At 65.3% G+C, this 23,060-nt stretch carries 27 protein-coding genes; 13 read left to right on the top strand and 14 right to left on the bottom strand.

What is annotated here, in order from left to right; translation table 11 throughout:
* Positions 1-138: 138 nt before the first annotated feature.
* On the top strand, positions 139-435 hold the full coding sequence (locus V3G39_09410; GenBank protein XAS74890.1) for a hypothetical protein: 297 nt from the start codon (positions 139-141) through the stop codon (positions 433-435).
* 493 nt (positions 436-928) lie between these two features.
* Positions 929-1,054, top strand: a complete 126-nt coding sequence (locus V3G39_09405; GenBank protein ID XAS74889.1) for a hypothetical protein — start codon at positions 929-931, stop codon at positions 1,052-1,054.
* Between the two features lie 199 nt (positions 1,055-1,253).
* Here the strand turns inward: V3G39_09405 and V3G39_09400 are convergent, their stop codons facing one another.
* The 3 genes from V3G39_09400 to V3G39_09390 all read right to left on the bottom strand — a co-directional run bounded on the left by V3G39_09400 (position 1,254) and on the right by V3G39_09390 (position 2,891).
* Entirely contained in the window at positions 1,254-1,892 is a 639-nt protein-coding gene (locus V3G39_09400) for a hypothetical protein (GenBank protein XAS74888.1), read from the bottom strand.
* 221 nt (positions 1,893-2,113) lie between these two features.
* Positions 2,114-2,266, bottom strand: a complete 153-nt coding sequence (locus V3G39_09395) for a hypothetical protein (GenBank protein XAS74887.1) — start codon at positions 2,264-2,266, stop codon at positions 2,114-2,116.
* A gap of 10 nt (positions 2,267-2,276) precedes the next feature.
* On the bottom strand, positions 2,277-2,891 hold the full coding sequence (locus tag V3G39_09390) for a GAF domain-containing protein (GenBank protein ID XAS74886.1): 615 nt from the start codon (positions 2,889-2,891) through the stop codon (positions 2,277-2,279).
* A gap of 604 nt (positions 2,892-3,495) precedes the next feature.
* Between V3G39_09390 and V3G39_09385 the strand changes: the two genes are divergently transcribed.
* From V3G39_09385 to V3G39_09370, 4 genes are all read left to right on the top strand, one after another.
* The gene (locus tag V3G39_09385; GenBank protein ID XAS74885.1) at positions 3,496-3,741 is read left to right on the top strand and encodes a hypothetical protein; all 246 of its coding nucleotides are present in this window, start codon (positions 3,496-3,498) and stop codon (positions 3,739-3,741) included.
* Complete coding sequence (locus V3G39_09380) at positions 3,738-4,169, top strand: PRC-barrel domain-containing protein (protein ID XAS74884.1); 432 nt, start codon at positions 3,738-3,740, stop codon at positions 4,167-4,169. The genes V3G39_09385 and V3G39_09380 overlap by 4 nt, the downstream gene beginning before the upstream one ends.
* An 82-nt stretch (positions 4,170-4,251) precedes the next feature.
* Positions 4,252-4,500: a hypothetical protein gene (locus V3G39_09375; protein ID XAS74883.1), complete on the top strand. Its 249-nt coding sequence runs from the start codon at positions 4,252-4,254 to the stop codon at positions 4,498-4,500.
* Between the two features lie 474 nt (positions 4,501-4,974).
* Entirely contained in the window at positions 4,975-5,703 is a 729-nt protein-coding gene (locus V3G39_09370) for a PIG-L deacetylase family protein (GenBank protein ID XAS74882.1), read from the top strand.
* A 158-nt stretch (positions 5,704-5,861) separates the two neighbouring features.
* Here V3G39_09370 and V3G39_09365 read toward each other — a convergent pair whose 3' ends face one another.
* On the bottom strand, positions 5,862-6,128 hold the full coding sequence (locus V3G39_09365) for a metal-sensitive transcriptional regulator (protein XAS74881.1): 267 nt from the start codon (positions 6,126-6,128) through the stop codon (positions 5,862-5,864).
* 35 nt (positions 6,129-6,163) lie between these two features.
* Entirely contained in the window at positions 6,164-6,568 is a 405-nt protein-coding gene (locus tag V3G39_09360; GenBank protein ID XAS74880.1) for a DUF302 domain-containing protein, read from the bottom strand.
* Positions 6,569-6,873: 305 nt separating this feature from the next.
* Here V3G39_09360 and V3G39_09355 point away from each other — a divergent pair, with 305 nt between their 5' ends.
* The 3 genes from V3G39_09355 to V3G39_09345 all read left to right on the top strand — a co-directional run bounded on the left by V3G39_09355 (position 6,874) and on the right by V3G39_09345 (position 11,606).
* Positions 6,874-8,268, top strand: coding sequence for an MBL fold metallo-hydrolase (locus V3G39_09355; GenBank protein ID XAS74879.1), 1,395 nt, complete (start codon positions 6,874-6,876; stop codon positions 8,266-8,268).
* Between the two features lie 228 nt (positions 8,269-8,496).
* On the top strand, positions 8,497-9,285 hold the full coding sequence (locus V3G39_09350; protein XAS74878.1) for a sulfite exporter TauE/SafE family protein: 789 nt from the start codon (positions 8,497-8,499) through the stop codon (positions 9,283-9,285).
* A 74-nt stretch (positions 9,286-9,359) separates the two neighbouring features.
* Complete coding sequence (locus V3G39_09345) at positions 9,360-11,606, top strand: MMPL family transporter (GenBank protein XAS74877.1); 2,247 nt, start codon at positions 9,360-9,362, stop codon at positions 11,604-11,606.
* A 209-nt stretch (positions 11,607-11,815) separates the two neighbouring features.
* Here the strand turns inward: V3G39_09345 and V3G39_09340 are convergent, their stop codons facing one another.
* A complete protein-coding gene (locus V3G39_09340) occupies positions 11,816-12,922 on the bottom strand; it encodes an ATP-binding protein (GenBank protein XAS74876.1) in 1,107 nt (368 codons plus the stop codon).
* Positions 12,919-13,611, bottom strand: a complete 693-nt coding sequence (locus tag V3G39_09335; protein ID XAS78212.1) for a response regulator transcription factor — start codon at positions 13,609-13,611, stop codon at positions 12,919-12,921. Before V3G39_09335 ends, V3G39_09340 begins: the two co-directional genes overlap by 4 nt.
* Before the next feature lie 259 nt (positions 13,612-13,870).
* Here V3G39_09335 and V3G39_09330 point away from each other — a divergent pair, with 259 nt between their 5' ends.
* The 3 genes from V3G39_09330 to V3G39_09320 all read left to right on the top strand — a co-directional run bounded on the left by V3G39_09330 (position 13,871) and on the right by V3G39_09320 (position 16,108).
* Positions 13,871-14,092: an SHOCT domain-containing protein gene (locus tag V3G39_09330; protein ID XAS74875.1), complete on the top strand. Its 222-nt coding sequence runs from the start codon at positions 13,871-13,873 to the stop codon at positions 14,090-14,092.
* 347 nt (positions 14,093-14,439) lie between these two features.
* Positions 14,440-14,676 (top strand): SHOCT domain-containing protein, encoded by a 237-nt coding sequence (locus tag V3G39_09325; protein ID XAS74874.1) that lies wholly within the window; start codon positions 14,440-14,442, stop codon positions 14,674-14,676.
* The gene (locus V3G39_09320; protein ID XAS74873.1) at positions 14,666-16,108 is read left to right on the top strand and encodes a multicopper oxidase family protein; all 1,443 of its coding nucleotides are present in this window, start codon (positions 14,666-14,668) and stop codon (positions 16,106-16,108) included. Before V3G39_09325 ends, V3G39_09320 begins: the two co-directional genes overlap by 11 nt.
* 259 nt (positions 16,109-16,367) lie before the next feature.
* On the opposite strand, the gene V3G39_09315 is transcribed toward V3G39_09320, so the two are convergent.
* Together V3G39_09315 and V3G39_09310 are read right to left on the bottom strand one after the other, a co-directional pair.
* The gene (locus V3G39_09315; GenBank protein XAS74872.1) at positions 16,368-16,610 is read right to left on the bottom strand and encodes a toxin; all 243 of its coding nucleotides are present in this window, start codon (positions 16,608-16,610) and stop codon (positions 16,368-16,370) included.
* Entirely contained in the window at positions 16,607-16,840 is a 234-nt protein-coding gene (locus tag V3G39_09310) for a ribbon-helix-helix protein, CopG family (GenBank protein ID XAS74871.1), read from the bottom strand. Before V3G39_09310 ends, V3G39_09315 begins: the two co-directional genes overlap by 4 nt.
* Positions 16,841-17,026: 186 nt before the next feature.
* Between V3G39_09310 and V3G39_09305 the strand changes: the two genes are divergently transcribed.
* The gene (locus V3G39_09305) at positions 17,027-17,641 is read left to right on the top strand and encodes a GNAT family N-acetyltransferase (GenBank protein ID XAS74870.1); all 615 of its coding nucleotides are present in this window, start codon (positions 17,027-17,029) and stop codon (positions 17,639-17,641) included.
* Between the two features lie 180 nt (positions 17,642-17,821).
* On the opposite strand, the gene V3G39_09300 is transcribed toward V3G39_09305, so the two are convergent.
* The 5 genes from V3G39_09300 to V3G39_09280 all read right to left on the bottom strand — a co-directional run bounded on the left by V3G39_09300 (position 17,822) and on the right by V3G39_09280 (position 22,849).
* The gene (locus V3G39_09300; protein ID XAS74869.1) at positions 17,822-18,130 is read right to left on the bottom strand and encodes a hypothetical protein; all 309 of its coding nucleotides are present in this window, start codon (positions 18,128-18,130) and stop codon (positions 17,822-17,824) included.
* 394 nt (positions 18,131-18,524) lie between these two features.
* Positions 18,525-19,949, bottom strand: coding sequence for an IS256 family transposase (locus tag V3G39_09295; GenBank protein XAS74868.1), 1,425 nt, complete (start codon positions 19,947-19,949; stop codon positions 18,525-18,527).
* A gap of 337 nt (positions 19,950-20,286) precedes the next feature.
* Complete coding sequence (nhaA, locus tag V3G39_09290; protein ID XAS74867.1) at positions 20,287-21,522, bottom strand: Na+/H+ antiporter NhaA; 1,236 nt, start codon at positions 21,520-21,522, stop codon at positions 20,287-20,289.
* A gap of 616 nt (positions 21,523-22,138) precedes the next feature.
* The gene (locus tag V3G39_09285) at positions 22,139-22,312 is read right to left on the bottom strand and encodes a CsbD family protein (protein XAS74866.1); all 174 of its coding nucleotides are present in this window, start codon (positions 22,310-22,312) and stop codon (positions 22,139-22,141) included.
* 378 nt (positions 22,313-22,690) lie between these two features.
* On the bottom strand, positions 22,691-22,849 hold the full coding sequence (locus tag V3G39_09280) for a hypothetical protein (protein ID XAS74865.1): 159 nt from the start codon (positions 22,847-22,849) through the stop codon (positions 22,691-22,693).
* Positions 22,850-23,060: the final 211 nt, after the last annotated feature.

Here is a 23,060-nt window from a genome sequence, read left to right as displayed (position 1 = left end):
ATCGCGTGCGGCGCAATAGCGATGGGCGTTGCTCTGCCAGCCGCGCAGGCCTCAACAGCGTCCCCGCCGAACTGTCCAATCGGACGTGACTGCGGCCTCAGGCCTGGACAGGCTGTGCCCGGGTGCAGCAGCGGTTACGTGTGCATCTACAAAGGGACAACATTCGGCTCCGGAGTCGAACTGCGCTTCTACAACTACGGCATCTACAACCTGCACAAACAGTTCAACAACCATCTGATCGTCAATAACCAGCACTACGACAACCATTTCCACGAATCCGCGGACGCGTACCTCTGCACCGGTTACAACGGGACGAAGCAATTCTGGGGCTGGGTCCCCGAAGGTGGATACCAGGTCGAAAACCTGACCCCGATCTACTCAGTTTCTGTCAAGGCCGGGCCCTACCCGCTAAACGTGCCCGACTGTTCCGGCTGACAAGCAGACACCTAGCCCTAACCGCCACGGGATCGATGACCGCCATCAACATGACAACCAACTGCGCTGCCTGAAGGTCACCCCTCGCTCCGACCACCAGACCACTCCCCCACCCTTGGTCCGGAAGTCCCACTGTCGACAAGTTCTGAACCAGGCCACTTGTGGACCAGCGTTCTGGACCGGCTTTGACCGGCGTGCCGACGCTGCGGGTGTGGCGGTCCGGAAACGATCGGATCTGGACCGGGTTCCGCATTTTGTAGGGATTCCACAAGATGGGCGGATTGTCTGGTCGGCGCCATGCTCACGGTGTGTCTTGCTCCCCTGAGGTTGACCCGTTCGGTGGGAGGGTTGTTAGTCGCGCTCCAGAAGTGCGGCGCCGCCTATCCAGTCCTCATAGGTGAGCGCCTTGCGACATGGCCCGATTACTCGCGGTGTGCCTACCGGGATTTGGTTGGGGGCGGGGGAAAGACCGGGAGGGTCGGTGGGGAGTGTTATGACCTGCGGCAGCCTGAGCGATCGCCTCCTCGCCCGGTATGACGAGAACCGCAAAAAGCCCGGTGCACGGTTGGGGGATGTGGTGATGGTGTGGGACATGGTGATCCTGACGAGCAACGAGTGATCGCCGTAGTGTCCGAATCGGAGGGGATACTCCTGAAGGGCAGCAGCGGACGGCCAGCCTTGGTTCGAACGTGCTGGAGTCCCAGCACTACAAACACTACTCGCTCCTAAATCTGGTCCTCTCTTCCTCGGCCCCGCGCAGGCCATCCGGGAATTCCTCCGTAGCGGGCGCCACCACCCCCGTTAGTCAGGTAGGCCTCTTACGGTTGGGGGGCCATCAGTGGGCGACGTTCTGACCGGTCCGGGGCCAGAGCAGTCAGGATGGCGGTCGCTTCGGTGACCCGGTCGGTGTGTGCCGCGCCGGCGAGGGTGTCCAGTTCAGTGGAGGCCTGTTCACGGGTGCGGCCACCGGCGATGAGCACCCCGATGGCTTCGCTGATCACCGCCTGGTCCTGGAGGATGCCGGTGATGTCGGGTTCGCCTGCCAGGCCGTGGTGATGGTCCAGGTCGGCGCCATCCAATGCGCTACCGGTCAGGAATGCCAGGTCAGCGGCCAGGTCAACGAACGCGCCCGGTGTTGCGCCGTAGAGGACGATCCGAATATGCGGCTGCTCGCGCACCGCATCGGGTGCCCCCGGCAGTACCAGGGACGTCTTGACGTCGCCCGGGCCAGCGTGATCATCGAGCAGGGTCAGGTGCAGCAGGACCTGGTCGGCCACAGCGTCGGTGCGCTTAGTGATGGTGATGCTCAACCCCAGGAAAGAGGCCACCGCGAGACGGGCGTTGGTGGCGAACCCCAGCACCGTCTGCGCTATTTCGGTCGTGATGCCCGTCGCGGGGTCGTAGAGGGCGGCGGTAAGTAGCCCCAGATCCGCGGCCAGCGAGGCGCTCAGCTCCATGCCTCATCAACTCCGATGCGCTCCCGAGCGCGGGACTGACGAGCCTGGTGCCGCCGGCGACATCTTGTCGCTGTGCGGTGGGGTGTGGGTACGGCGGGAATCAGGAGGCCCGACGTCGATGCACGTCCCGAACTCACCGTACGGCACTCACCGTGCCAGCCCGGTGACCTCACAGCTGCGATGTCACAGAGGGGACCGTCGTGGCCTCGACAGCGGAATGCTCAGCTATCGGTGTGGCGGGCGCGGGCGCGTCGGACCGCTTCCGCGACCATCTGCTGCGCGACCTCGGCCATCTTCACGTGCTCATGCTGGCTCATCGTCTGCAACCGCTGCAGTGCCTGCACCGAACTGGCGCCGGTACGGCTACGGATCAAGCCGATCGCTTCATCGATGATCGGTCGGACGGCTAACGCCGCTTGTAGCTGGGTGGTCAGCGCGATCGCCTGGGACAAGGTATGCGCGTTGTGGACCGCCACCGCCGCGGGAGCGGCGAACAACTCCCCCCAGCTCTTGGGCGTGATCATCGAAAACGTCCTTACCGCGGGCGTACACGTTGATCGCACCCACGACCTGCCCGGGCAGCAGTAACGGCAACGACAGGGCGCTGTGGACACCCAACCGGCCTACCCGTGGGCCGAAATGGGGCCACATCTTCTCCCCACCCAGCGATCCTGAGCGCACGGTGCGGCCCTCCAACGCGGCGGTGATACACGGGCCCTCGTTCACCGTCACGTACTGGATTTGGTCGATTTCCGCGACGAACGGGTCGCTGGCCGCTAACGCCTGCACCCGGTTATCCGGGCGATCAACCCGTAACAGAGTCACCCCCGCACCATCCGCACCGGGAATCGCGTGAGCCGCGTACGTCGCGACCAGGGCGAGCAACTCATCCAAGCCACGCGAACTGGTCACTAACGCGGCCAGATCCGCCAGGCTGGTCTGCAGATCATCGACGTCGTCCTGAATCTGCTGCTGTTCCGCCTCGGTCGCTGGTTTCATCGATCTGCTTGATGCGGCTGGCTGCTCATTGCCGTTCCCTCTTGTTGGAGACACATGGGGCACAGGTGACGACAGCACGCCCGGTATGGAAGAGACATTTGCCGCAAAACTGGGCTTCCTTGACCGTACCGCCAACCACCAAGAACCACCCCTTCCCCGCATCTGGGACCCCACGCTGCGGCAGCTCAGTGGTCTCGCTCATGCCGCGCCCCAACACATACCGCAGCCGGACCCGGTCCCATCCCATGGGTGTAGCTTCGAAGGTGCTGATCAGCTCAGCCTGTTTGGGAATGGTGCGGCCGTCCGCCGCCGCACCGCAGGGGTAACCACCCCGCACCCCCTCACAACGGCACCGCGACCGTTACCCAGGTTCCCATCACGTGGCCACAGCCACCCGGAGCCGTCCGCAACAGCGCCACATCCCGCGCAACGACACGGGATCGGCTATCCGCTGCGGCGCACCGATTCAGGAGCACCAGATGACGCACCTTTCCCCGCGACCCGGTCCCCACCTCTTCAACCGCTCCTGCGCCCCCACCCGCATCGACCCCGCCCGCATCGACGAGCACCTTCAAACGGGTCCGCGCAGCGTCAAGGGGCCGCGATGAGCGCCCCGAGTACACCGGAGGTCAGGGCACTGGCCGGGTTCAGCATCCGAGAGCTGCTGCAGGATCTGACGACCCTGCAGGACCGGGTAAGCGCTGACGCCGCCGCCCACGGGTACCGGTCCTCACCCGGTGGGGTCGCCCGGCGTGCCGTGATCAGGAAACGAGAACGAGCCATTACCGACGAACTACGCCACCGGCGCAGTACTAGCCCCGGACCTCCCCCTACAAAGGACACCCCATGACACCCAATACCCAGGACGACATCGCCACCCTGTACACACTCGGGGACCGAGGTCAGACCATCGACGGGACCGTCGATGACGTGCGCGGCCGGACCGTGAAAGACACCGACGGCACCGATATCGGCATGGTGGCCGATCTCCTCATCGACGATCACGAGCAGCACGTCCGATTCCTAGTCGTCGAACACAACGGATTCCTGGGCATCGGCGAGACCCGAACCCTGGTACCTGTCGAAGCCATCACCACAACCACCGCGGATGAGGTTCTCATCGACCAATCGCGCGAGCACGTCACGTCCGCGCCTGCCTATGTCCCCAGCCTGATCAATGACCAGGCCTACCACGCGAGCATCTACCACCACTACGGGCACGCATCCCACTGGGGTCATGGCTATCTGCCACCCAGGGACGGGATGTACCACCTATGACACGAACAACCCCCACCAATGGGGCAGGCAGTGCGCCACCGCCCGGTTGCCGTGGTGGCGGATCGACAGATCGAACTGCCAGATGAGCACCCAACGACCACGCATCGGCTGGACCACCGACCCGGCAGACGGCACAGTCGGCATGGCCCACGCGACCTACCCCGGGCAAACCACCTCACTCTGCGGAGCCGACACGCCCTTCCTCGGCGACCCCTGGCCGCTGGCCGGGCAAGAATGGCCCTCCACCTACTGCCGGTGCCCCTCCTGCGCGCTCCGCCTCGACACCAAGCGTCCGCGCTGGCTCCACAAACATCACTTCCCCAGCCGGTAAAAGCCGACTACGTCCGGTACGGGTTGAGGCCCCGATACCAGCACAGCACGATCCCCACCATTCACAAATGATGTGCTGCGCTCTAAGCCACGCGGCCACCTAGACCAGGACCACAAACACTCAAGCACGACCCGCAAGCCAAACCGCATCTGGCAACGCCGGGCGGGAATTCGGGCACCGTGCCGATCCGTCCCGAACGGGTGCTTCATACGGGACGCCGGGTGCGGTGGTCGCCTCCATAACCGGATCCCATCCCGGTCAGCAAAACGTGGGTCTACTACGTACGAAGGTTCTTCGCGCTAGCGGCGTATCGGGCAGCGCTTCTCGTCGCGTGTGATCTGCTGTGTCGTCGGTTCGTACCCGCCTCGTCATCGCCGTCCACCCTATGGTTTGCCCCTTCCTCCTGCTCGGTCATTGTGTGGGTGAGGGCCGTATCGTCACATCCTTTCGCCGTCGCACTCTTTGGAGCTCTCCATGCCTGATCCCCTACCCGACGCCGAGGTCGATCGCGTCCTGGTCGTGGTCGCCCACCCCGACGACGCCGACGTCGACGCCGCCGGCACCACCGCCACCTGGACACGCGCGGGGATCGAGGTGACCTACCTGATCTGCACCTACGGCGACCAGGGCGGCTTCGATGACACCCCCCGTGAGCAGGTGCCCGCCATCCGTGAGGCCGAGCAACGCGCGGCGGCAGCTGCAGTGGGAGTGTCAGACGTCCGCTTCCTGACCGGGTACCACGACGGGTCGCTGGACCCCACCCGCGAGCTGCAACGCGACATCGTCCGGGTGATGCGCCAGGTGCGCCCGCAACGGGTGCTGACACAAAGTCCGGAGCGCTGGTGGGACCGCATCGGCGCCTCCCACCCAGACCACCTCGCCGCCGGAGAAGCCACCATCCGCGCGCTCTACCCCGCAGCGCGCAACCCCTTCGCCTTTCCCGAACTGCTCGCGCAGGGGCTGGAGCCGTGGACGGTGGACGAGGCATGGTTGATGGCTGACGAGCGGGCCGACCACGTAGTCGACATCACCGACACGTTCGACGCCAAGCTCTCCGCGCTACGCGCCCATGCCAGCCAGACCGCGCACCTCGGCGACGGCCTGGAGGACAGGCTGCGCTCATGGGGCACCGGCATCGCTGAGAAAGCCGGGATGGAGCCTGGGCGCCTGGCCGAGATATTCCGGGTGATCGCCACCGGGTGAGTCGCCCCGACACGATCCGACGATCCCGCACGCCGATCCGCTTACGACGATCGCTCGGGGCGTTCGATCGACGATCATGACCGTGCTGATCGGCCGCCGTATGCCGTTCGTCTAATGGTGCATTCTGCTGGGCGTGTCCGATGGGTGGTGGCGAGGTCTTAGGACAGGGTGAGGAAGAGTTTTTCCATGGTGGCTTGGTCTTCGGTGCTGATGCCGTCGGGGGAGGTGAGGCACTGACGCATGCCGGTAGAGACGATGGCGAACCCGGCGCGGTCCAGCGCCCGGTTGACAGCGGCGAGTTGGGTGACGACGTCTTTGCAGTCGCGCCCTTCTTCGATGAGGCGGATCACGCCGCCGAGTTGACCTTGGGCTCGGCGTAGCCGGTTGAGCACAGGGGTCATATCGGTCGGGTCGAGAGTGACCATGGGTGGTCCTTTGCGGGTTCGGTCCGGGGTGGGGGTCAGCGGGTAGCGGCGCTGGTGACTGCGGCGAGGGCTCGCGTCAGTCTGTCGCGGGCGTCGGTGGCGACGTCGTTCAGGTCCTGGTTGCCGGTCAGGGTGACCATGATGTCGGGGTCCATTGCCTCCACGACGGTCTGGTGTTCGCTGATGGAGCGGACGACCACGTTGCAGGGCAGGAGCAGGCCGATCGAGGGCTCGGCCTGCACGGCGGCGTAGGCCAGCGGTGGGCGGCACGCGCCCAGGATGACCTGGGGCGCGATGTCCTGGTCGATCTTGGCCTTGAGGGTGGCGGCGAGGTCAATCTCAGTCAGCACACCGAAGCCCTGGTCGGCCAGCGCGTCCCGGGTGGTTTGGACGGTCACAGCGAATGGTTGGTCGACGGTAGTGCGCAGTGCGTAGCTCATGGGTTTCCTCGTTCGATCGTGGAGCGCTGGGGGCTGCAATTCGCGGGATGGGGTCGAGATCCTTCGGTGACGGTTCATACCCGCTGGGGTATGCAACAAAGAGTAGGGGGTAACGATTCCAGCCCCTTCCCTCGCCGAATCGGATGAGGGCACGGTGCGTGGATGCGGTGGACAGGAATACCCCTACCGGTATAACTTGTTCTCAGAAATATACCCCACAGGGTATTTCAGGGATGGTGCTGAGCCCAGCAGGGCCGCTGGTCCTATCCCTGACGTGACCAACTTCTAAGGAGAAGGAATCTGTGATGACGACTGCGACGCAACCAACGGTGCTGACTGTAGAGACGCCGACCCTGGGCGATCGTTCCTACCTGGTGCACGACGGGACGATGGCGCTGGTGATCGACCCGCAGCGTGATATCGACCGGGTCCTGGATCTGGCGACTGAGCATGGGGTGCGGGTCACGCACGTGTTCGAGACGCATCTGCATAACGACTATTTGACCGGTGGCTTGGCTCTCGCGCAGGCAACGGGTGCCCGGTACTACGTGAACGCTGACGACGAGGTTTCTTTTGAGCGGGAACCGGTCCGCGATGGTGACGTGGTGCAGGTGTCGGCGTCGATGCGGGTGCGGGCAATCGCTACTCCGGGCCACACCTACACCCACCTGTCCTACGCCCTGCAGGCCGTTAGTCCCGAGGGTGCCAAGGAGACCGAAACCGTGGGGGTGTTCACCGGTGGGTCGTTGTTGTACGGCGCGACCGGGCGCCCTGATTTGCTCGGGGAGGAGCACACCCAGGACTTGTTGCATCACCAGTTCGCCTCGGTCCACCGCCTGGCGACAGAGTTGCCTGATCAGACGCAGGTGCTGCCCACCCATGGGTTTGGTTCGTTCTGTTCGGCCGGTTCGACCGGGGGCGCCACGGACTCCACGATTGGCGCCGAGAAGGACATCAACCCGGCGCTGACCCAGGACGAGCAGCGGTGGATAAAGGACATCCTCGCTGGGCTGAGTGACTACCCGGCCTATTACGTGCACATGTCACCGGGCAATGCCGCCGGGCCGACCGCACCACACCTGGATACCCCTGCGGCCGTCGATGCCGCGACGTTGGCGCACCGGATCGCTGACCGGGAGTGGATCGTGGACCTGCGGGACCGGACCGCGTTCGCTGCGGGGCACGTCAGCGGCACCCTCAACATCGGCGTCGAGGGTCAGTTCGCGACCTACCTGGGGTGGTTGATCCCGTGGGATACCCCGCTGACCCTGCTGGGTGAAAGCCCCGAGCAGGTCGCGCAGGCCCAGCGCGAGCTGGTTCGTATCGGGATCGACCGCGTGGATGGCGCCGCTACCGGGCAGCCCCGCGACTGGACCACCGAGGCATTGGGTTCGTTTGACCGTGCGCAGTTCGCGGACCTGGCACAGGTGCGCCACCACCGGACGGTGTCCGTCCTGGACGTGCGGCGTTCTGCTGAGTACGCGACCGGCCATATCGAGGGTGCCCTCAACATCGCGTTGCATGACTTGCTGGGCCACCTGGACCGGGTGCCGCGAGGGGAGGTCTGGGTGCACTGCGCCAGCGGTTACCGCGCCTCGATCGCCGCCTCGGTCCTGGCTGCCCACGACATGCCCGTCGTGCTCATCGACGACACCTTCGATGAGCACGCCGCCAGTAGTGGCCTCCGGCTCACCTCCTGACCACTCACCCCGCAGCACCATCGACTGAATCGGAGAACACCTATGTGTCGTGCCACCACCTGCAAGATCTGCGGCAAGACCACCTGGGCCGGCTGCGGCCAACACGTGGACCAGGTCATGGGCCGCGTCCCACGCGCTGACCGGTGCCCCGGGCACCCGGCCGCGCCGAGCAGTGGGCAGGGCTCGTTCCTGAGCCGATTGTTCGGCCGTGGCTAAGGCCCATAGTCGATGCTGATCCTCACCGGTTCGGTGCTGCTGGGTCTGCTGATCGGAATCAGCCTGGGCGCCCTCGGCGGGGGCGGTTCGATCCTGACCGTCCCAGCGCTGGTGTATGTGCTGGGTGAGTCAGCCCGTGCGGGCACCACCGCCAGTCTGGTCATCGTCGGTATCACCGCGCTGATCGGCGCGTTCGGGCACGCCCGGTCCTCACATGTGCGCTGGGCGACCGGGATCGTCTTCGGGATTACCGGTATTGCCGCGTCCCTGGTCGGCACCGTACTGAACCGGCAGGTCGACCCCAACGTGCTCCTGCTCGCGTTCGCGGCCTTGATGCTGCTGGCAGCAGCCGGCATGCTGCGCCGCGCGACCGGCCCAAGCTCACCTGATGGAAGGGAGACGTCGGGAGATCAGAAGGGGATAAGCCCCGCCGGTGTTGCGAAGTTCATCGTCGCCGGACTGGTGGTCGGGTTCCTGACCGGGTTCCTTGGCGTCGGCGGCGGATTCATCATCGTGCCCGCCCTGGTCATGGTGCTGGGCTTCACGATGCCCGTCGCGGTCGGTACCTCACTACTGATCATCGCCCTGAATTCGGCCGCTGCGCTGGCCGCCCGGGCCGGTCACGCGACCTTCGACTGGTCGGTGATCATTCCCTTCACGGTGGCCGCGATCGCCGGGTCTCTGCTCGGCACCCGCGTCGCCAACCGGGTTTCCAACGCCACCCTGAGCCGGGCATTCGCCGGGCTGCTCATCCTCGTCGCGGTCTACACAGCGATCCGCAGCGCGCTCAGCCTCACCTGAGGCGACCGGGCCCCAGTTAACCCGTCAAAGGGCCCCCACCCCGACACCGTTTCTGTACACCGATGGAGATCGCTATGCCCCCCACCGACCGACCCACCACCACCGCCCGGCCGAACCCTGGAGCCCACCCCACCGATGACAGCGGGCCTGGTGCTGCGCCCCGCACCGGTTTAGCCCGTCTCGGGGCGTGGACCGGGTCCCACCTGGGCGCCGTCCTCGCGCTCTGGGTGATCGTGCTGGTTGCTTTCGGAGCGTTCGCCCCCAAAGTCGAATCGGCCCTGTCCGGGGCCGGCTGGCAGGACAGCGGCAGCCAATCTGTTCAAGCCCGCGAGGTCATCGCCCACAACTTCGCCGGGATGGGATCCACCGCCCTACAAGTCGTCGTCCACGACGGCACCGGCCCCATCTCCAAGAACCCGTCAGCTCAACAAGTGATCACCCGGGTCGAGGCGCTCCTGAAAGCCGACCCACGCGTCAGCACCGTGGTGGGCCCACAACCGGGTTCCTCACTCTCTCGGGACGGCAGGACCGCCATCGTTGCGGCCGGCGCCGCCGCCGACGCGAACACCATGGTCCGCGCCGCCGGCGACCTCACCGCACCACTGGCCCACCTGGCCACCTCCACCGTGTCGGTCAACCTGACCGGCAGCAGCGCCCTGTGGTCCGACTTCAACAACGTCAACCACGCCGCGATGATCAAGTCCGAAGTGTTGTCCTGGCCCGTCACCATGATCGTGCTCGTCCTCGCCTTCGGGAGCCTCGTGGCCGCCGGCCTACCACTGATGCTGACCATGGTCGGGCTCCTGACCGCCGCCGGCGCCCTGGTCATCGCCACCCACGTCGCACCCGTCAGCGTGTGGGCCCTGAACTTCGCGATGATGTTCGCCCTCGCCCTGGGCATCGACTACGCCCTGTTCCTCGTGGTCCGCTTCAGATCGGCCCTCCAACGGCGCGGCGCTGCCCCCGGGGACCGCCACGCCGCCGTCGAAGCCATCGCCGAAACCATGGGCACCGCCGGCAAAGCCGTCGCCTTCTCCGGCGTCACCGTGCTGGTATCCCTGTCCACCGTGCTGCTGGTGCCCAGCCCCGCGTTCCGGTCCATGGCCCTGGGCATCATGCTCTCGGTCATCGCCGTCCTGGGCGCCACCCTCACCCTGCTACCCGCGGTCCTGGGCAAGCTCGGCACCAAAATCGATGCCGGTCGCCCAAGACTGCCCGGTACACGCCGTAAAGCCGCCCGCCACGCCAGCACGCCCACCCGCCACGGGTACCGCGGGATGGAACTACTGATGCACCGCTGGGGCGCACTACTACACCGCCACCCCTGGGCCACCGGATCAATCGCCCTCGCCGTCCTGGCCATCCTGGCCACCCCCGCTCTCGGGTTGCGCACCGGCATGCCCTCGATCACGATCATCCCCGCCAGCCAGTCAGCACGCGCGGGGTACCAACAAGTCACCGCCGCGTTCGGGCCCGGCGCACCCGGGACACTCCAAGTACTCACCCCCACCGCCCAGGCCGCGCCCGCACGCACCGCCCTCGCTCGCGACACCGGGATCGCAGCAACACTGCCCGGCGGACAACACAACGGGTGGACGATGCTGACGGCCGTCCCCACCACCGACGCGTCAGCCAAAGCGACCGGTACCACCATCGACCGGATCCGCACCGAACTACCCCCCGGCTCACTCGTCGGTGGAGCCGCCGCAGAGAACCACGACCTGGAAAAAGTGCTCTCCTCACGGACGCCCCTGGTCTTCGCGCTGCTGATCGGCCTGGGGTTCCTGCTCCTGCTGGTCGCACTGGGCAGCCCGCTGGTCGCGTTCGTCGGCACCATCACCAACCTCGCCTCCATCGCCGCAGCGTTCGGCGTCGGACAACTAATCTTCAGCGACGGGCACCTCTCAGGCCTGCTCGGCTTCCAACCCCAAGGCTTCATTGATGCCTGGGCGCCACTGTTCTTCGGCGCCATGCTCACCGGGGTCGCAATGGACTACACCCTGTTCCTACTGTCCGCAGCCCGGGAACACTACGACGCCACCGGGAACCCCCAACACGCCATGCGTGAAGCACTACGCACCTCCGGACGCGTCGTCATCGCCGCCGCCGGAGTGATGGTCGCCGTCTTCATGACCTTCGCCCTGTCCGGGCCGCTGGCACCCAAAGAGATGGGCATCATCTTGGCCGTGGCGGTCTTCCTGGACGCCCTGTGCATCCGACTCATCGTGCTTCCCGTCGCCCTACGCCTGACCGGCCACGCCGCATGGCACACCCCCGGCTGGCTCGCCCGGATCCTGCCCAACATCCGGTTTTCCCATTAACCCCCGTAACCGCGCCTGGTCGGCGACCAAACGCGGCACCTACGGTTACGGGCGTGCCGAAGACCTCTCCGGGCTATTCGTGGTCGAGCTGATCGCCCTGTCCGGTACCCTCGCCGCGTCCGGGGCCATCACCGCCCATCACCCACCTGCGGGCTTGTGCGAGGTTCTGGCGCGGGTTTTGTGAAGTCCGGTCGCCGGGGGTGGGAGGTTTAGATCGCGGGTAGTCGGACGGTGAATTCGGCGCCTTGTCCTGGGCCGTTGCTGGTTGCGGTGATTTGTCCGCCGTGGGCCTCGACGATTGCTTTGGCGATGCTGAGCCCGATGCCGGAGCCTGCGTGCGCGCGGGTACGTGCGGGGTCTGAGCGGTAGAAGCGTTCGAAGACGTGGTTGAGGTGTTCGGGCGCGATGCCGTGGCCGTTGTCGGTCACGACGTACTGGACCCAATCTCGTTGTAGGGAACAGGTGATCCGTACGGTGCCGCCGGGTGGTGTGTGTCGCAGGGCGTTGTCGAGCAGGTTGGTCAGTACCTGGCCGATTCGGTCTGGATCGCCCAGGAGTTGGGCGTTGGTGTCCAACAGGGTCTCCAGCGCCAAGCCGGCGGCTGTGAAGCGGTCGGCTGCGGTTTGGGCCGCACTGTGGGCGATGGTGGAGGCGGTAATGGGCCCGCGGGTGAGGTCCAACGTGCCTTCCTCGGCGCGTGAGATCGCTGAGATGTCCTCTGCGAGGCGGCTTAACCGGTGGGTACTGAGCCGGATCACGCAGAGGGTGTCCTCGTCCAGGGTGCGCACACCGTCTTCGACTGCTTCCAGGTGAGCTTCAACGGTGGCTAATGGGGTGCGCATCTCGTGGGCCAGGTCCGCCATCATCCGACGCCGGGTGGTTTCGGTGGCTTGCAAACGTTTCGCGAGGGCGTTGCTTGTCGCGGCCAGGACGGCGAATTCTCGGCCTAGCCCGGGGTCGGTGACGCGGGCTTCGTATTGTCCAGCGGCCAGGTGCGCGGACGCGGTAGCTACTTGAGCGATGGAGCGCTGCACCCGGTGGGAGAAGTACCACGTGACGCCCAGGGCGGCCAGGGTCGCTGCGATCACCGCGATCGAGATCGAATAGGCGAGGGAGGAGGTGAAGGCACTTTCCACGTAACGGGTTTCGGAGGCGTTGCGGGAGATACCTGCCAGGTGCAGGTGGTCACGGAAAATACCGGGCCCGATGATCGCGGCGACAACCCACGTGGTTACCGCGCCAGCGAGCAGGACCAGCGCTTGAGCGCCCAGCAGCCGGGCCCCGAAACCTGTCCGGAAGGGTTCGCGTTTGCTCATTGCCCGGTTCCCATCCGGTAGCCGACACCGCGTACTGTGCGCACAAACCGGCTACCGGATGCATCATCTTTGAGTTTGCGTCGCAAATGCCCGATGTGGACATCCACCAGGTGCTCATCGCCCACCCAGCCCGGTCCCCACACGTGGTCGATGAGCTGATGCCGGGTGAAGACGATCTTGGGTCGTTCAGACAACGTCGCCAGCAGGTCGAACTCGGTACGGGTCAGTGATACCCGCTCACCCTGCAGCCAGACCTCACGCCCCGCTCGGTCGATACTGAGCGTTCCGAAGGAATCAGGGCGCACCACGGTGGTGTCATGGTGGGAACGCAGACGCGGCCGGCGCAACATGACCTGTACGCGGGCCATCAGCTCGCGGGGGCTGAAGGGCTTGGTGAGGTAGTCATCCGCGCCCACCGAGAGCCCGATGAGGGTGTCCACTTCCTCACTGCGCGCGGTCACCATGATCACGTACGCGTCGCAGAAAGTACGAAGTTGGCGGCAGACCTCGACCCCGTCCAGGCCGGGCAGGCCGAGGTCCAGGACGACCACATCGGGATCGATCTCTCGCGCGAGCTGTACCGCCTGCAACCCGTCGCCGGTGCAGGAGGCATCGAAGCCGTCGCGTTCGAAATAGTTCACGAGCAACCCGGCCAATGCTGCCTCGTCCTCAACCACCAGGGCTCTCATCCCCGACCGCGGCTTCGCGGGAGCAACCGTCGCTGCGGCAGCCTGGACTCCCGCCGGGTGACCCGAGCTTGTAGGCGACATGGCCCCCATGGTGCCAACACGGCCCCCGGGCAGCGTGCCGTTATGCCACCCCGCGGGACTTCTTCAACGAACCTTCACACAACCACAACCGGATGAGTAGGGCGCGCGGGCCATGATGGAAGAAATTCAGGCAGTTGAAAGAAGGGTGTCGCTAATGATGGGCTGGTACGGAAATGGCATGGGCACAGGAGGCTGGGTCGTCATGGTTGTGGTGATGGCGCTCTTCTGGGGCCTGGTGATCTTCGCGGGCGTCATGATCTTCCGCGGTAGCGGCAAGAGCCGCAGTGGCGGTGTCATCCAAGACCGTGGCGCGCTCGGGATCCTCGATGATCGTTTCGCGCGGGGCGAGATCAACCGCGAGGAATACGAAGGCCGCAAAGCCGCCCTCCGCGGCCGCTGACCACGACGACTCAAGGACCGGCACACCGCCGACGCCCAACGGGCACAAAACCGTCCTCGCCATCACGCCGGACCAGCCCGGCCCGGCCCGGCTCATGCCCTGCTTCAGCCAGGGGCAACATTCCCGACCGGTACGGCCGCAGGTAAGCCAGCGATTGCAGTGAAACTCCACCGATATCGAACCCCGAGAACGTCATGCAGTTGGTGTTTTACCTGGTCAGGGACGATCCCGACGTGCAGTCGCAGTGTGGGGGGACCTCTCACCGCCACGAAGGGACGAGGTCCAGAGCACGGCCAGATACCTGGGCAGGTATGTCCGCCCCCCCCGCAGCATCGAGATGGAGACTGATGACCGTTGCAAATTCGGGCCTGATGTGGGTCTGGCCCGGCGTGCTACTGCTGAGTGTGGCGGTGCTGGTGTGGGGCCTTGCGCTTCTGCGACGCGCCGGCGTCAGACGCCCGGCACGCCGGGTGCCGGGCGGGGGCGATGACATGGCGGGCGCCATCCTCACCGAGCGGCTCGCCCGTGGGGCGATCGACCAGGCGGAGTATGAACAGCGCAGAAGGGTTCTCGATGAGCAGTGAGGTCAGCAGACGACGGGCACTGGCCATCGTGGGTTTCGGCGCGGTGGGGACCATCGTTGGCGGCGTCGGGACGGGGCGCGCCTTCTGGCCCAGCGGTACGTTCTCGGCTCCCACGGGGCAGGGGATGCGCGAACCGGCGAGCCTGGCCAGCTCCAGTGGCGTTCTCGCCGTCACGCTGCGGGCCGCCCGGGGGGTCACCCTCATGGGGCGACATACCCAGGCGTTGGGCTACAACGGCTCTAGTCCCGGCCCGACGCTGCGCGTCCAGCCGGGCGATGTGCTGCGAGTGACCCTGCAGAACGACCTCGCGGGCCCAACGAACTTGCACACCCACGGTCTGCACGTTTCACCCGAAGGCACCAGCGACAATATCTTCCGCTCCATTGCACCCGGATCATCCGCCGGCTACGAATTCCACATCCCGCCCGACCACCCCCTGGGGACGTTCTGGTACCACCCCCATCTGCACGGCAGCGTCGCCGATCAGGTGTTCGGCGGCCTGTTCGGGGCGCTGCTGGTCACCGGGGCGCACGAGCCCAGCGTCACTCGAGACCGTGTCATCGTCATCAGCGACACCACGCTCACCGCCGGTGGGCAGGTCGCGGGGGTGAGCAATGCCCAAGTCATGCGGGGGCGAGAGGGTGACCTCGTCCTGGTCAACGGCCAGCACCAGCCCCGTATAGATGTGACGGCCGGGACCTTGGAGAGGTGGCGCGTCGTCAATGCGTGCACCTCCCGCTTCCTGAATCTGCGCCTGGACGGGCATACCTGGGGGATGCTCGGCTACGACGGGCAAGGCCTGCACGCCCCCTCTGATGAGAAGTCGGTGCTGCTAGCCCCCGGTAACCGGGCGGACCTATTGCTGCGACCCACCGTCGCCGGCACCTTCATGTTGCGCACCGCCGGGCACGACCGTGGTGGGATGGGCATGATGATGGGCGGCGGCTCCGCCACCTCCGCCGAAACCGTGCTGGCCACTGTCCTCATTGGGGTCGGAACCGGTTCAGCGGCCACGTCGTGGCCGTCGGTCGCAGCCGGGCCCCTCGACCTCCGCTCCGCCAGAGTTGATCAGCGCCGCTCGCTCGCCTTCACCATGGGAATGGGAATGGTCTTCGGCTTCGACGGACGCCCGTTCGACCCGGCCCGCATCGACCAACAGCTCTCCCTGGGCACATTGGAGGAATGGACCATCACCAACTCCACGATGATGGACCACCCGTTTCACCTGCACGTGTGGCCGATGCAGGTCACCGATGCCCCGGACAGCGACCCCAACGGGCCACCCGACTGGCGTGACGTGATCATCGTCCCGGCTGGCGGCCGGGTCACGGTCCGCATCCCGGTGCGTGACTACGGCGGGAAGACCGTCTACCACTGCCACATCCTCGACCACGAAGACCTCGGGATGATGGGGCAGGTCCAGGCCCGATGACGGGGCCAACCGCGCAAAGGTCGAGGTCTGCGTGTACCCCCGCGGGGCTTTGTCCACCCCCTCGGGTCCTGTCGCCGCGACTGCACCATCGTTGACAGTGATCCGGCACAAGCCGACCGGGCTGGTTGCACGATGACCTGACGGAAGAGACGCCACGCCTCAGTCCTCAGTCGGCCCCGAGCCGGCCGTAAGCGGATCCTCTATCGACGATTCTCCTGACTCGTGATGGTTGCGTGAGGCTGACGGGACGCTGTCCGCCTCAGGGCAGAAGCTCCCAGAATTCTTTGCGGGCTGGCATCGCGTGGATTACGAGCTCCTCACCACTGTCGAAGATCAGCACGACGGTCTCGAGGAGCCGCGCTCGGGTATCGAAGCCGAGCCGCAGCTCACGATGCGGCCAGCCGTCGTCTTCAAGGGGCTCGATCCATTGCGACCAGTTGGCGGCCTGCACTGCGTCCTCGCTCGACACACCATGTTTGAGCGCGCTTCGGTGAACTTTCACGCTGCGAAGTCGGCCAGAGCCCGTCGGATGGCCTCAGAACGCGACAGGTGTTCGCGCTTGGCCACCTCATCCAACGCGGCGACCTCCTCCGCTGTCAGGCGCACAGCAACAACCTGCATTGGCTCTGCGCCACGCCCTGGACGACCGCGCCCGCGACGCTTCAACTCCTCGACGTCGTACCCGTCCTCGGCCTCGTCTGCCCATTGCTGGATCTGCTCTTCGCTCACCATACAAATATCGTATTACGAAAATCGGATGGGCGGTAGACCGACCGACGCGAGCCGGCAGGGCCGGCCGAGGTAGGACGTCCCGGTCATCGATCGGCTACCGGGCCGGTTGCGCAGGTCGAAGCGTGGACCGTGTGCCGGGGTCGCGCTCAGGTCGTCGTTTCTCGGACCTGTTCCTTGATGTGAGTGATGACCGTCGTCTTCGCGTTCGCGGAGGCGTTCATGCCGGTCCCGCGGATATGCGAGCCTGTGAGCATGGTCGACATCAAGGTTCGTCTCCTCCACGACGACGAATGGCAGCTCTACCGTGCAGCCCGGTTGGCTGCGTTGGCAGACGCACCGGAGGCCTTCGTCGCCCGCTATGAGGACGAAGCCGCCGACAACCAGGACGTGTGGGGCCTGCGGATGACCCGCGCGCATCGCTTCATCGCCGAGCGCGGTGGCGACACGGTGGGTCTGGTCTGTCTGGGCCTGCACAACGAGAACCCCGAGACCGGCGAGGTGTTCGCGCTGTGGACCGCACCGACGGTGCGTGGTGAACATATTGCGCATGATCTGGTCTCAGCCGCGGCCCTGAAGGCTGCCGAGGACGGGTGCAGGCTCCTGTACTTCTGGGCACCTTCGGACAACGCCTCCGCGGTCGGCTTCGCGAGCTCCTTCGGCTTTCGTCCAACAGAAGAGCGTCGGGCGGTGCGGGTCGCACAGGGGGCGACCCAAAAAGATGCGGACGAGGTCGCCATGGTGCTGCCCCTCTCCCCGGACCCGACCCAACCACCGAATCCTTACATGCCTTTTCACAGTTGAGCAGACCGGCGCCGCGGGGCTGGGATAACGGGCCGGCGGCCACTCGCCGGGCTGGCCCGCCGCCGGATTCGGTGGCGGACCGCGCGAGAGTCCAAGGGCGCGCGTGCCCCATTCGGGGGTCGGGGCAGAGGCCAGATCAAAGAGCCCCGCGTCTGTCCCATCAGCAACGCTGCGGGGGTCCTACTGGGTGTGCGATGTACTCAGTTCCTGGTCAGTCGCTTCCGGCACGGACCAGGACAACGCCTGGGCGTCATCGGCCCCCCGCAGCAAAGCGCCGGCCAAACTCCGTGCCTGATCCGGGGTGAGCGCCTGCACGGCGACACTCGGACCCGCAGAGTCATCGGTGACCACGATGGTAACCCCGGCGATGTAGTGATCAGGTCCCCGCTTAATGACGCCGGTATCAACCGAATACGTCACCATCCGCAACGGGGCCCGCACCGGCATCTGGGCGGGAATGTCCGCCAACCACGCTTGGTGATCCACCACGTCCCACACCTCCTGGCCCCGGCGAAGGCCACTGCAGCAACCTACCCGGCACGCCTGGGCGTATTCCCCGGCGCAAGGAGTGGACCCTCACGACCAGTCACCACCTAGGACAAGTCACTGCTACTCGATCCGGTCGGTAAGCGCCTGGGTGACCAGGTCCTATTCATCTCGGCAGAACGTGCGATCCACAACGCCCACCGCCGCCACCTGCCGGTCGGTGTGCTGATCAGCCGAAGACACCCGCACATACGCAACTGTCTGAAACTTCATACCCGGGATATTACCGACAGATCAGCGCTAGTACCGGGTTCATCCCAGCAGAACGACATTTTTCGGCCTCGTTCCACCTGTCTTGGGAGTGTCTCAATTTAGGTGTTTCTGATCCTGTTGGTGGTCAGTACTTTTCGGCGGTGGGCCAGCGGCCCTCGAATACGATGGCGAACACGTTCAGTGCTGGTTTCCAGCGCATGGTCCAGCGGGTGGCTCCTTTCCCGGTGGGGTCCAGGCTCCTGGTGACAAGGTAGAGGCACTTCAGTGCGGCGTGCTCGTTGGGGAAGTGCCCGCGGGCCCGCACTGCGCGCCGGTAGCGGGCGTTCAGTGACTCGATCGCGTTCGTACTGAACAGAATCCGGCGGATCTCCACGTCGAACGCGAGGAACGGGATGAACTCCTCCCAGGCACTTTCCCACAGCTTGATCAACGCAGGGTAGCGCTGGCCCCAGGTGGCGCTGAACTCCTCGAACTGGGCTCTGGCCTCGGCCACACTTCCGGCGGTATAGACCAGCTTCAACTCCTTCGCGATCTGGTCCCAGTACTTGCGGGAGGTGTACCGGAAACTGTTGCGCAACAAATGGATCACGCATGTTTGCACGATCGCCTTAGGCCATACCGCAGCGACCGAGTCGGGTAGTCCTTTGAGGCCGTCACACACGACGAACATGGTGTCGGTCACGCCCCGGTTCTTGATCTCGGTCAGTACCGCGAGCCAGTACTTGGCGCCCTCACCCTGACCCGGGGTACCGGCCCACAAGCCCAGGACATCTTTACCGCCCTCGACCGTGACGCCGATCGCAGCGTAGAACGGGCGGTTCGCGACTTGACCGTCCCTGACTTTCACCACGATCGCGTCGATAAAGATCGCCGCGTACACCGGGTCCAACGGGCGGGCGAGCCACTCATTCATCTCTTCACTGACCCGGTCCGTGATCCGACAGATCGTGTCCTTCGACACCGACGCCCCATAAATCTCGGACAAGTGCGCGCTGATCTCACCGCTGGTTAGGCCTTTGGACGTCAGCGAGAGCACGAGCTCTTCCACGCTACCCAGTTTGCGGTGGTGCTTGGGCACGATCACCGGCTCGAACGTCCCGGCGCGGTCCCGCGGGACCGTGATATCCACCTTGCCCGCGTTATCAGTCAGCACGGTCTTGGTGCGGGAACCATTACGAACATTACGAGTTCGCCCGTGACCACCACCACCATCGTCATCGTCATGATGATCAACGTCATCGACACCCTCATCCTCGAGCGCAGGGTTGCCCCGGTGTTTGGCGTGGCCCAGGTGCTGCGTCATCTCCTCTTCCAGCGCCGCCTCCAGCACCATCGCGGTGACCTGCTTCAGCAACCCAGTCGGGCCCGTCAACGAGTCACCACTGGCCCGCGCGGCCCGCACCAGATCAGCGACCGCAGCAGCCTGCTGCGCCTCGATCACGCTCTTCTTGGGCTTACGGTCGCCCGGGGCACGCCCCGGGCGAGCAACCGGCGCGGCCGGCTGCTCACGGTTGTCCTGGCTCGTAACGCTCATGTCAGGCAGTTTCATGCTCTTCTTCTCCGATCCCGCCCACCCCGATCAAGTAGGCGTGTCACGGATCAAAAACACCAAGTTTGCGATACTCCCCCTGTCTTTCTGGGGTATACCTCAGACCGACAGTTTCGCGGGTGCGGCTTCACCGCACGATCTTGCTGAACTGGCACTCAGATAGCGACTTCCAGCGAATGGCAACTGTGACAAGAATAGGTATGGTGAAACCGAGATTGTTGAACATCGAACACGGTTGCCAGGGCGGGGCCGGGGGAAGCGACCGGTGACGGTGAGTCGGTGACACACCTGATTTTTGGGGGGTTCTGTTCTCCTAGCGGTGGTGGGAGTCGAGGTGTCAGCTCTGAGGTTTGTGGGTTTCGAGGACGACGTCGCTGGCGGCGCCGTTATCGTTTTCTTCGTGCTCGTAGATGCGCCGGTAGGTGCGGTTGCGTAGCCGGAGGATGACGGCGGCGAGCATGGCGGCGGCCAGCGAGCCGAGGAGGATCGCTACTTTGACGTGATCCTCGCGGGCGCTGTTAGCGCCGTAGGCGAGTTCGCCGATGAGTAGCGACACGGTAAACCCGACCCCGCACAGGATGGCCAGGCCGAATACGTCGGTCCAGGCGAGGTCGGAGTCGAGGTCGGCGTGGGTGAATCGTGCGGTCAGCCAGGTTGCCCCGAAGACACCGATGGTTTTGCCGGCGACCAGCCCGAGGATGATGCCGACCGCGACCCGGTCTGACAGAGAGGCTTGCAGTCCGGCTAGTCCGCCGATGGTGACGCCGGCGGATAGGAACGCGAAGATCGGGACCGCGACGGCGGTGGACAGCGGCCGCCAGGCGTGTTCGAAGTGCTCGGCCATCCCCGGTCCCGCATCTGGGCCCCCGGCCCGGTGGGAGCGCAGGACCGGGACGGTGAAGGCGAGGAGTACTGCGGCGACGGTGGCGTGGATGCCGGAGGCGTGTACGAGGCCCCAGGTCAGCAACGCCAGCGGGATCAGTAGCCACCAGGATCGGATCCGGCGTTGCACTGCGACCCCGAATAGGGCCAGTGGAACCAGCGCTAGGAGTAGTGGCACGACTTGGAGGTTGGAGGTGTAGAACACCGCGATGATCGTGATCGCGATGAGGTCATCGACGACGGCCAACGTCAACAGGAATGTCCGCAACGCGCTGGGTAGGTTGGTGCTGATGATCGCCAGCACCGCTAGCGCGAATGCGATGTCGGTGGCGGTGGGGATCGCCCACCCGCGGGTGTCGCCGCCCGGCCCGAGATTGACGAGTGTAAAGATGACCGCCGGCACCAGTACCCCGCCGATGGCCGCCGCTACTGGCACTGCTGCGCGGCGGGGGTCCCGCAGATCACCGGCCACGAATTCCCGTTTCAGTTCCAGCCCGGCGACGAAGAAGAAGATCGCTAACAGCCCGTCACCAGACCATTGCGACATGGTCAGGTCCAGGTGAAGCACCCGCGGACCGAGGGTGTAATGGAGCAACCTTTCGTAGCCGGCGGACCACGGTGAGTTCGCCCACAGCATCGCTACCACCGTCGCGCCCAGCAAAAGCGCGCCGCCGAGGGTCTCCTTGCGCATGATCGCAGCGACCCGGTTAATTTCGGCGCGCGACCCCCGCGACATCAACCGCGTTCGACGCGGCTCAGGCGGCGTTGCTGTTGGGGTCATAGCGTCCTTGTTCGGGGATAACGGACCACGTCGCCGGCCGTACGTCCCCGGCACGGCGGCGCACGGGGTTCAAGGCGGTAGGTCTCTTCAGGGGCATAACGGCTTTCACGTCCGGTCGCGCCGAGTTGGAGCACGTGCAGGCCGGGAGCTCGGGCCAGGTCGGTGGGCTGGCCTTCACGGCACGAGAACGCGCCAGAGCCTGTCGTGGGTTCTGGACTATCGTGCCGGGTTTGACCGGTGATGGTTCCCCGCTCACCACCGTGTTTCGGAATCGGGGAGGCAGCGCGGGACGGGCACGAATGGGTGAGCAACTGGTCATGGTTCGCCATTTGAGGCAGTCCGAGGTCGTGGGGTGGCCGGCCCGCGGTCCTACCTGCAGGATGTGCCCGGTGTGCGGTTGATGAGCGGCCTCCAGTAAAGGGGAGGTGGCCTCCCAGATTTGCCGGTGATCAACCCCAGTCCCCACTTATGGGTGTCGGAGTGTGACCGTTGGGGTGGGGGGGTCTCCCTCGTTCACGCAGCACAGTCAGTCGTTGAAGATGTCTTTGACGTTCTCGCCAGCTTTCTTGGCTGAGGCCTTGCTTTGGTCGGCTTGGCCTTCGGCCTGCATGCTCTTGTCGTTCGTAGCATCACCAGCGGCCTTCTTTCCCTTGCCCTGCAGGCCCTGCGCGACGTTCTTGGCCTTATCCATGAATCCCATGAAAATCTCCTCAAGTGGTGGCACAGCACCCGGGCGGACACCCAGGATCTCCGATCACGGCGAGGCGCTCGGGGCTTGATGACGAAATCGCCCGGTGACGCCCCGTTGGGGCGTCGGCGGGACCGTGACGCGGTCATTTGAAGCGTAATCCGCTCAAGTGCCCCGCACACTCAAAGAACACCAGATTGTGATGTGTACTCAGGAAATCAGCCCTCGACGCCCTCTCGGTGGCCACGCGTCAGCGCCACGCAGCGTCCCTCTGCTGGACTCCACCCCAGCCCCGCCCTGGTCGGGTATATCCCAGCGGTAATACCTCGAGGTGAGCTGGAGCCCCTCAATGTGCTTTGGCAGACCGCGCACCGGCCTCGGGCACCGGCTTCACTCAGGGTCTGTGACCCTGACGAGGGTGCCCGTTCTGGCGAGTACGAAGCGCTGAGAGCACTGTGGGCAGCTCATCAGCGGGCGGTCCTGCACGCCCCACCGGACCTGGATCAACATCAACTGCGCCGCGTCGATCGGGCACACCAGGTAGTCCATTGACCGACTCTAGAACAGGTAACCATTTGATTGACTCTAGAACAGGTAATCAATTGATTGACTGTAGAACTTGCCTCGTGGTCGACGCAGAAGCTCAAATCAGCTACCAATCGCTGACCGGTGGCGGGTCCTCATCTGAGACATTGAAGGGGCGAACGCGCGCCGTTGATTGGGCACACGACGACCACTGCGGGCACTACTGGACACCGTC

The sequence above is a fragment of the Dermatophilaceae bacterium Sec6.4 genome, assembly GCA_039636865.1.
Taxonomy (GTDB): domain Bacteria; phylum Actinomycetota; class Actinomycetes; order Actinomycetales; family Dermatophilaceae; genus Allobranchiibius.
This window is presented reverse-complemented; position numbering and strand designations above follow the sequence as displayed.

Excerpts from the sequence above, each read along its gene's own strand:
- V3G39_09405 (XAS74889.1), top strand. The coding sequence starts at position 929 with ATGACCTGCGGCAGCCTGAGCGATCGCCTCCTCGCCCGGTATGACGAG.
- V3G39_09400 (XAS74888.1), bottom strand. The coding sequence starts at position 1,892 with ATGGAGCTGAGCGCCTCGCTGGCCGCGGATCTGGGGCTACTTACCGCC.
- V3G39_09390 (XAS74886.1), bottom strand. The coding sequence starts at position 2,891 with ATGAAACCAGCGACCGAGGCGGAACAGCAGCAGATTCAGGACGACGTC.
- V3G39_09385 (XAS74885.1), top strand. The coding sequence starts at position 3,496 with ATGAGCGCCCCGAGTACACCGGAGGTCAGGGCACTGGCCGGGTTCAGC.
- V3G39_09380 (XAS74884.1), top strand. The coding sequence starts at position 3,738 with ATGACACCCAATACCCAGGACGACATCGCCACCCTGTACACACTCGGG.
- V3G39_09375 (XAS74883.1), top strand. The coding sequence starts at position 4,252 with ATGAGCACCCAACGACCACGCATCGGCTGGACCACCGACCCGGCAGAC.
- V3G39_09370 (XAS74882.1), top strand. The coding sequence starts at position 4,975 with ATGCCTGATCCCCTACCCGACGCCGAGGTCGATCGCGTCCTGGTCGTG.
- V3G39_09365 (XAS74881.1), bottom strand. The coding sequence starts at position 6,128 with ATGGTCACTCTCGACCCGACCGATATGACCCCTGTGCTCAACCGGCTA.
- V3G39_09360 (XAS74880.1), bottom strand. The coding sequence starts at position 6,568 with ATGAGCTACGCACTGCGCACTACCGTCGACCAACCATTCGCTGTGACC.
- V3G39_09355 (XAS74879.1), top strand. The coding sequence starts at position 6,874 with ATGACGACTGCGACGCAACCAACGGTGCTGACTGTAGAGACGCCGACC.
- V3G39_09350 (XAS74878.1), top strand. The coding sequence starts at position 8,497 with ATGCTGATCCTCACCGGTTCGGTGCTGCTGGGTCTGCTGATCGGAATC.
- V3G39_09345 (XAS74877.1), top strand. The coding sequence starts at position 9,360 with ATGCCCCCCACCGACCGACCCACCACCACCGCCCGGCCGAACCCTGGA.
- V3G39_09340 (XAS74876.1), bottom strand. The coding sequence starts at position 12,922 with ATGAGCAAACGCGAACCCTTCCGGACAGGTTTCGGGGCCCGGCTGCTG.
- V3G39_09335 (XAS78212.1), bottom strand. The coding sequence starts at position 13,611 with ATGAGAGCCCTGGTGGTTGAGGACGAGGCAGCATTGGCCGGGTTGCTC.
- V3G39_09330 (XAS74875.1), top strand. The coding sequence starts at position 13,871 with ATGGGCACAGGAGGCTGGGTCGTCATGGTTGTGGTGATGGCGCTCTTC.
- V3G39_09325 (XAS74874.1), top strand. The coding sequence starts at position 14,440 with ATGACCGTTGCAAATTCGGGCCTGATGTGGGTCTGGCCCGGCGTGCTA.
- V3G39_09320 (XAS74873.1), top strand. The coding sequence starts at position 14,666 with ATGAGCAGTGAGGTCAGCAGACGACGGGCACTGGCCATCGTGGGTTTC.
- V3G39_09310 (XAS74871.1), bottom strand. The coding sequence starts at position 16,840 with ATGGTGAGCGAAGAGCAGATCCAGCAATGGGCAGACGAGGCCGAGGAC.
- V3G39_09305 (XAS74870.1), top strand. The coding sequence starts at position 17,027 with ATGACCGTCGTCTTCGCGTTCGCGGAGGCGTTCATGCCGGTCCCGCGG.
- V3G39_09295 (XAS74868.1), bottom strand. The coding sequence starts at position 19,949 with ATGAAACTGCCTGACATGAGCGTTACGAGCCAGGACAACCGTGAGCAG.
- nhaA (XAS74867.1), bottom strand. The coding sequence starts at position 21,522 with ATGCGCAAGGAGACCCTCGGCGGCGCGCTTTTGCTGGGCGCGACGGTG.
- V3G39_09285 (XAS74866.1), bottom strand. The coding sequence starts at position 22,312 with ATGGGATTCATGGATAAGGCCAAGAACGTCGCGCAGGGCCTGCAGGGC.
- V3G39_09280 (XAS74865.1), bottom strand. The coding sequence starts at position 22,849 with ATGGACTACCTGGTGTGCCCGATCGACGCGGCGCAGTTGATGTTGATC.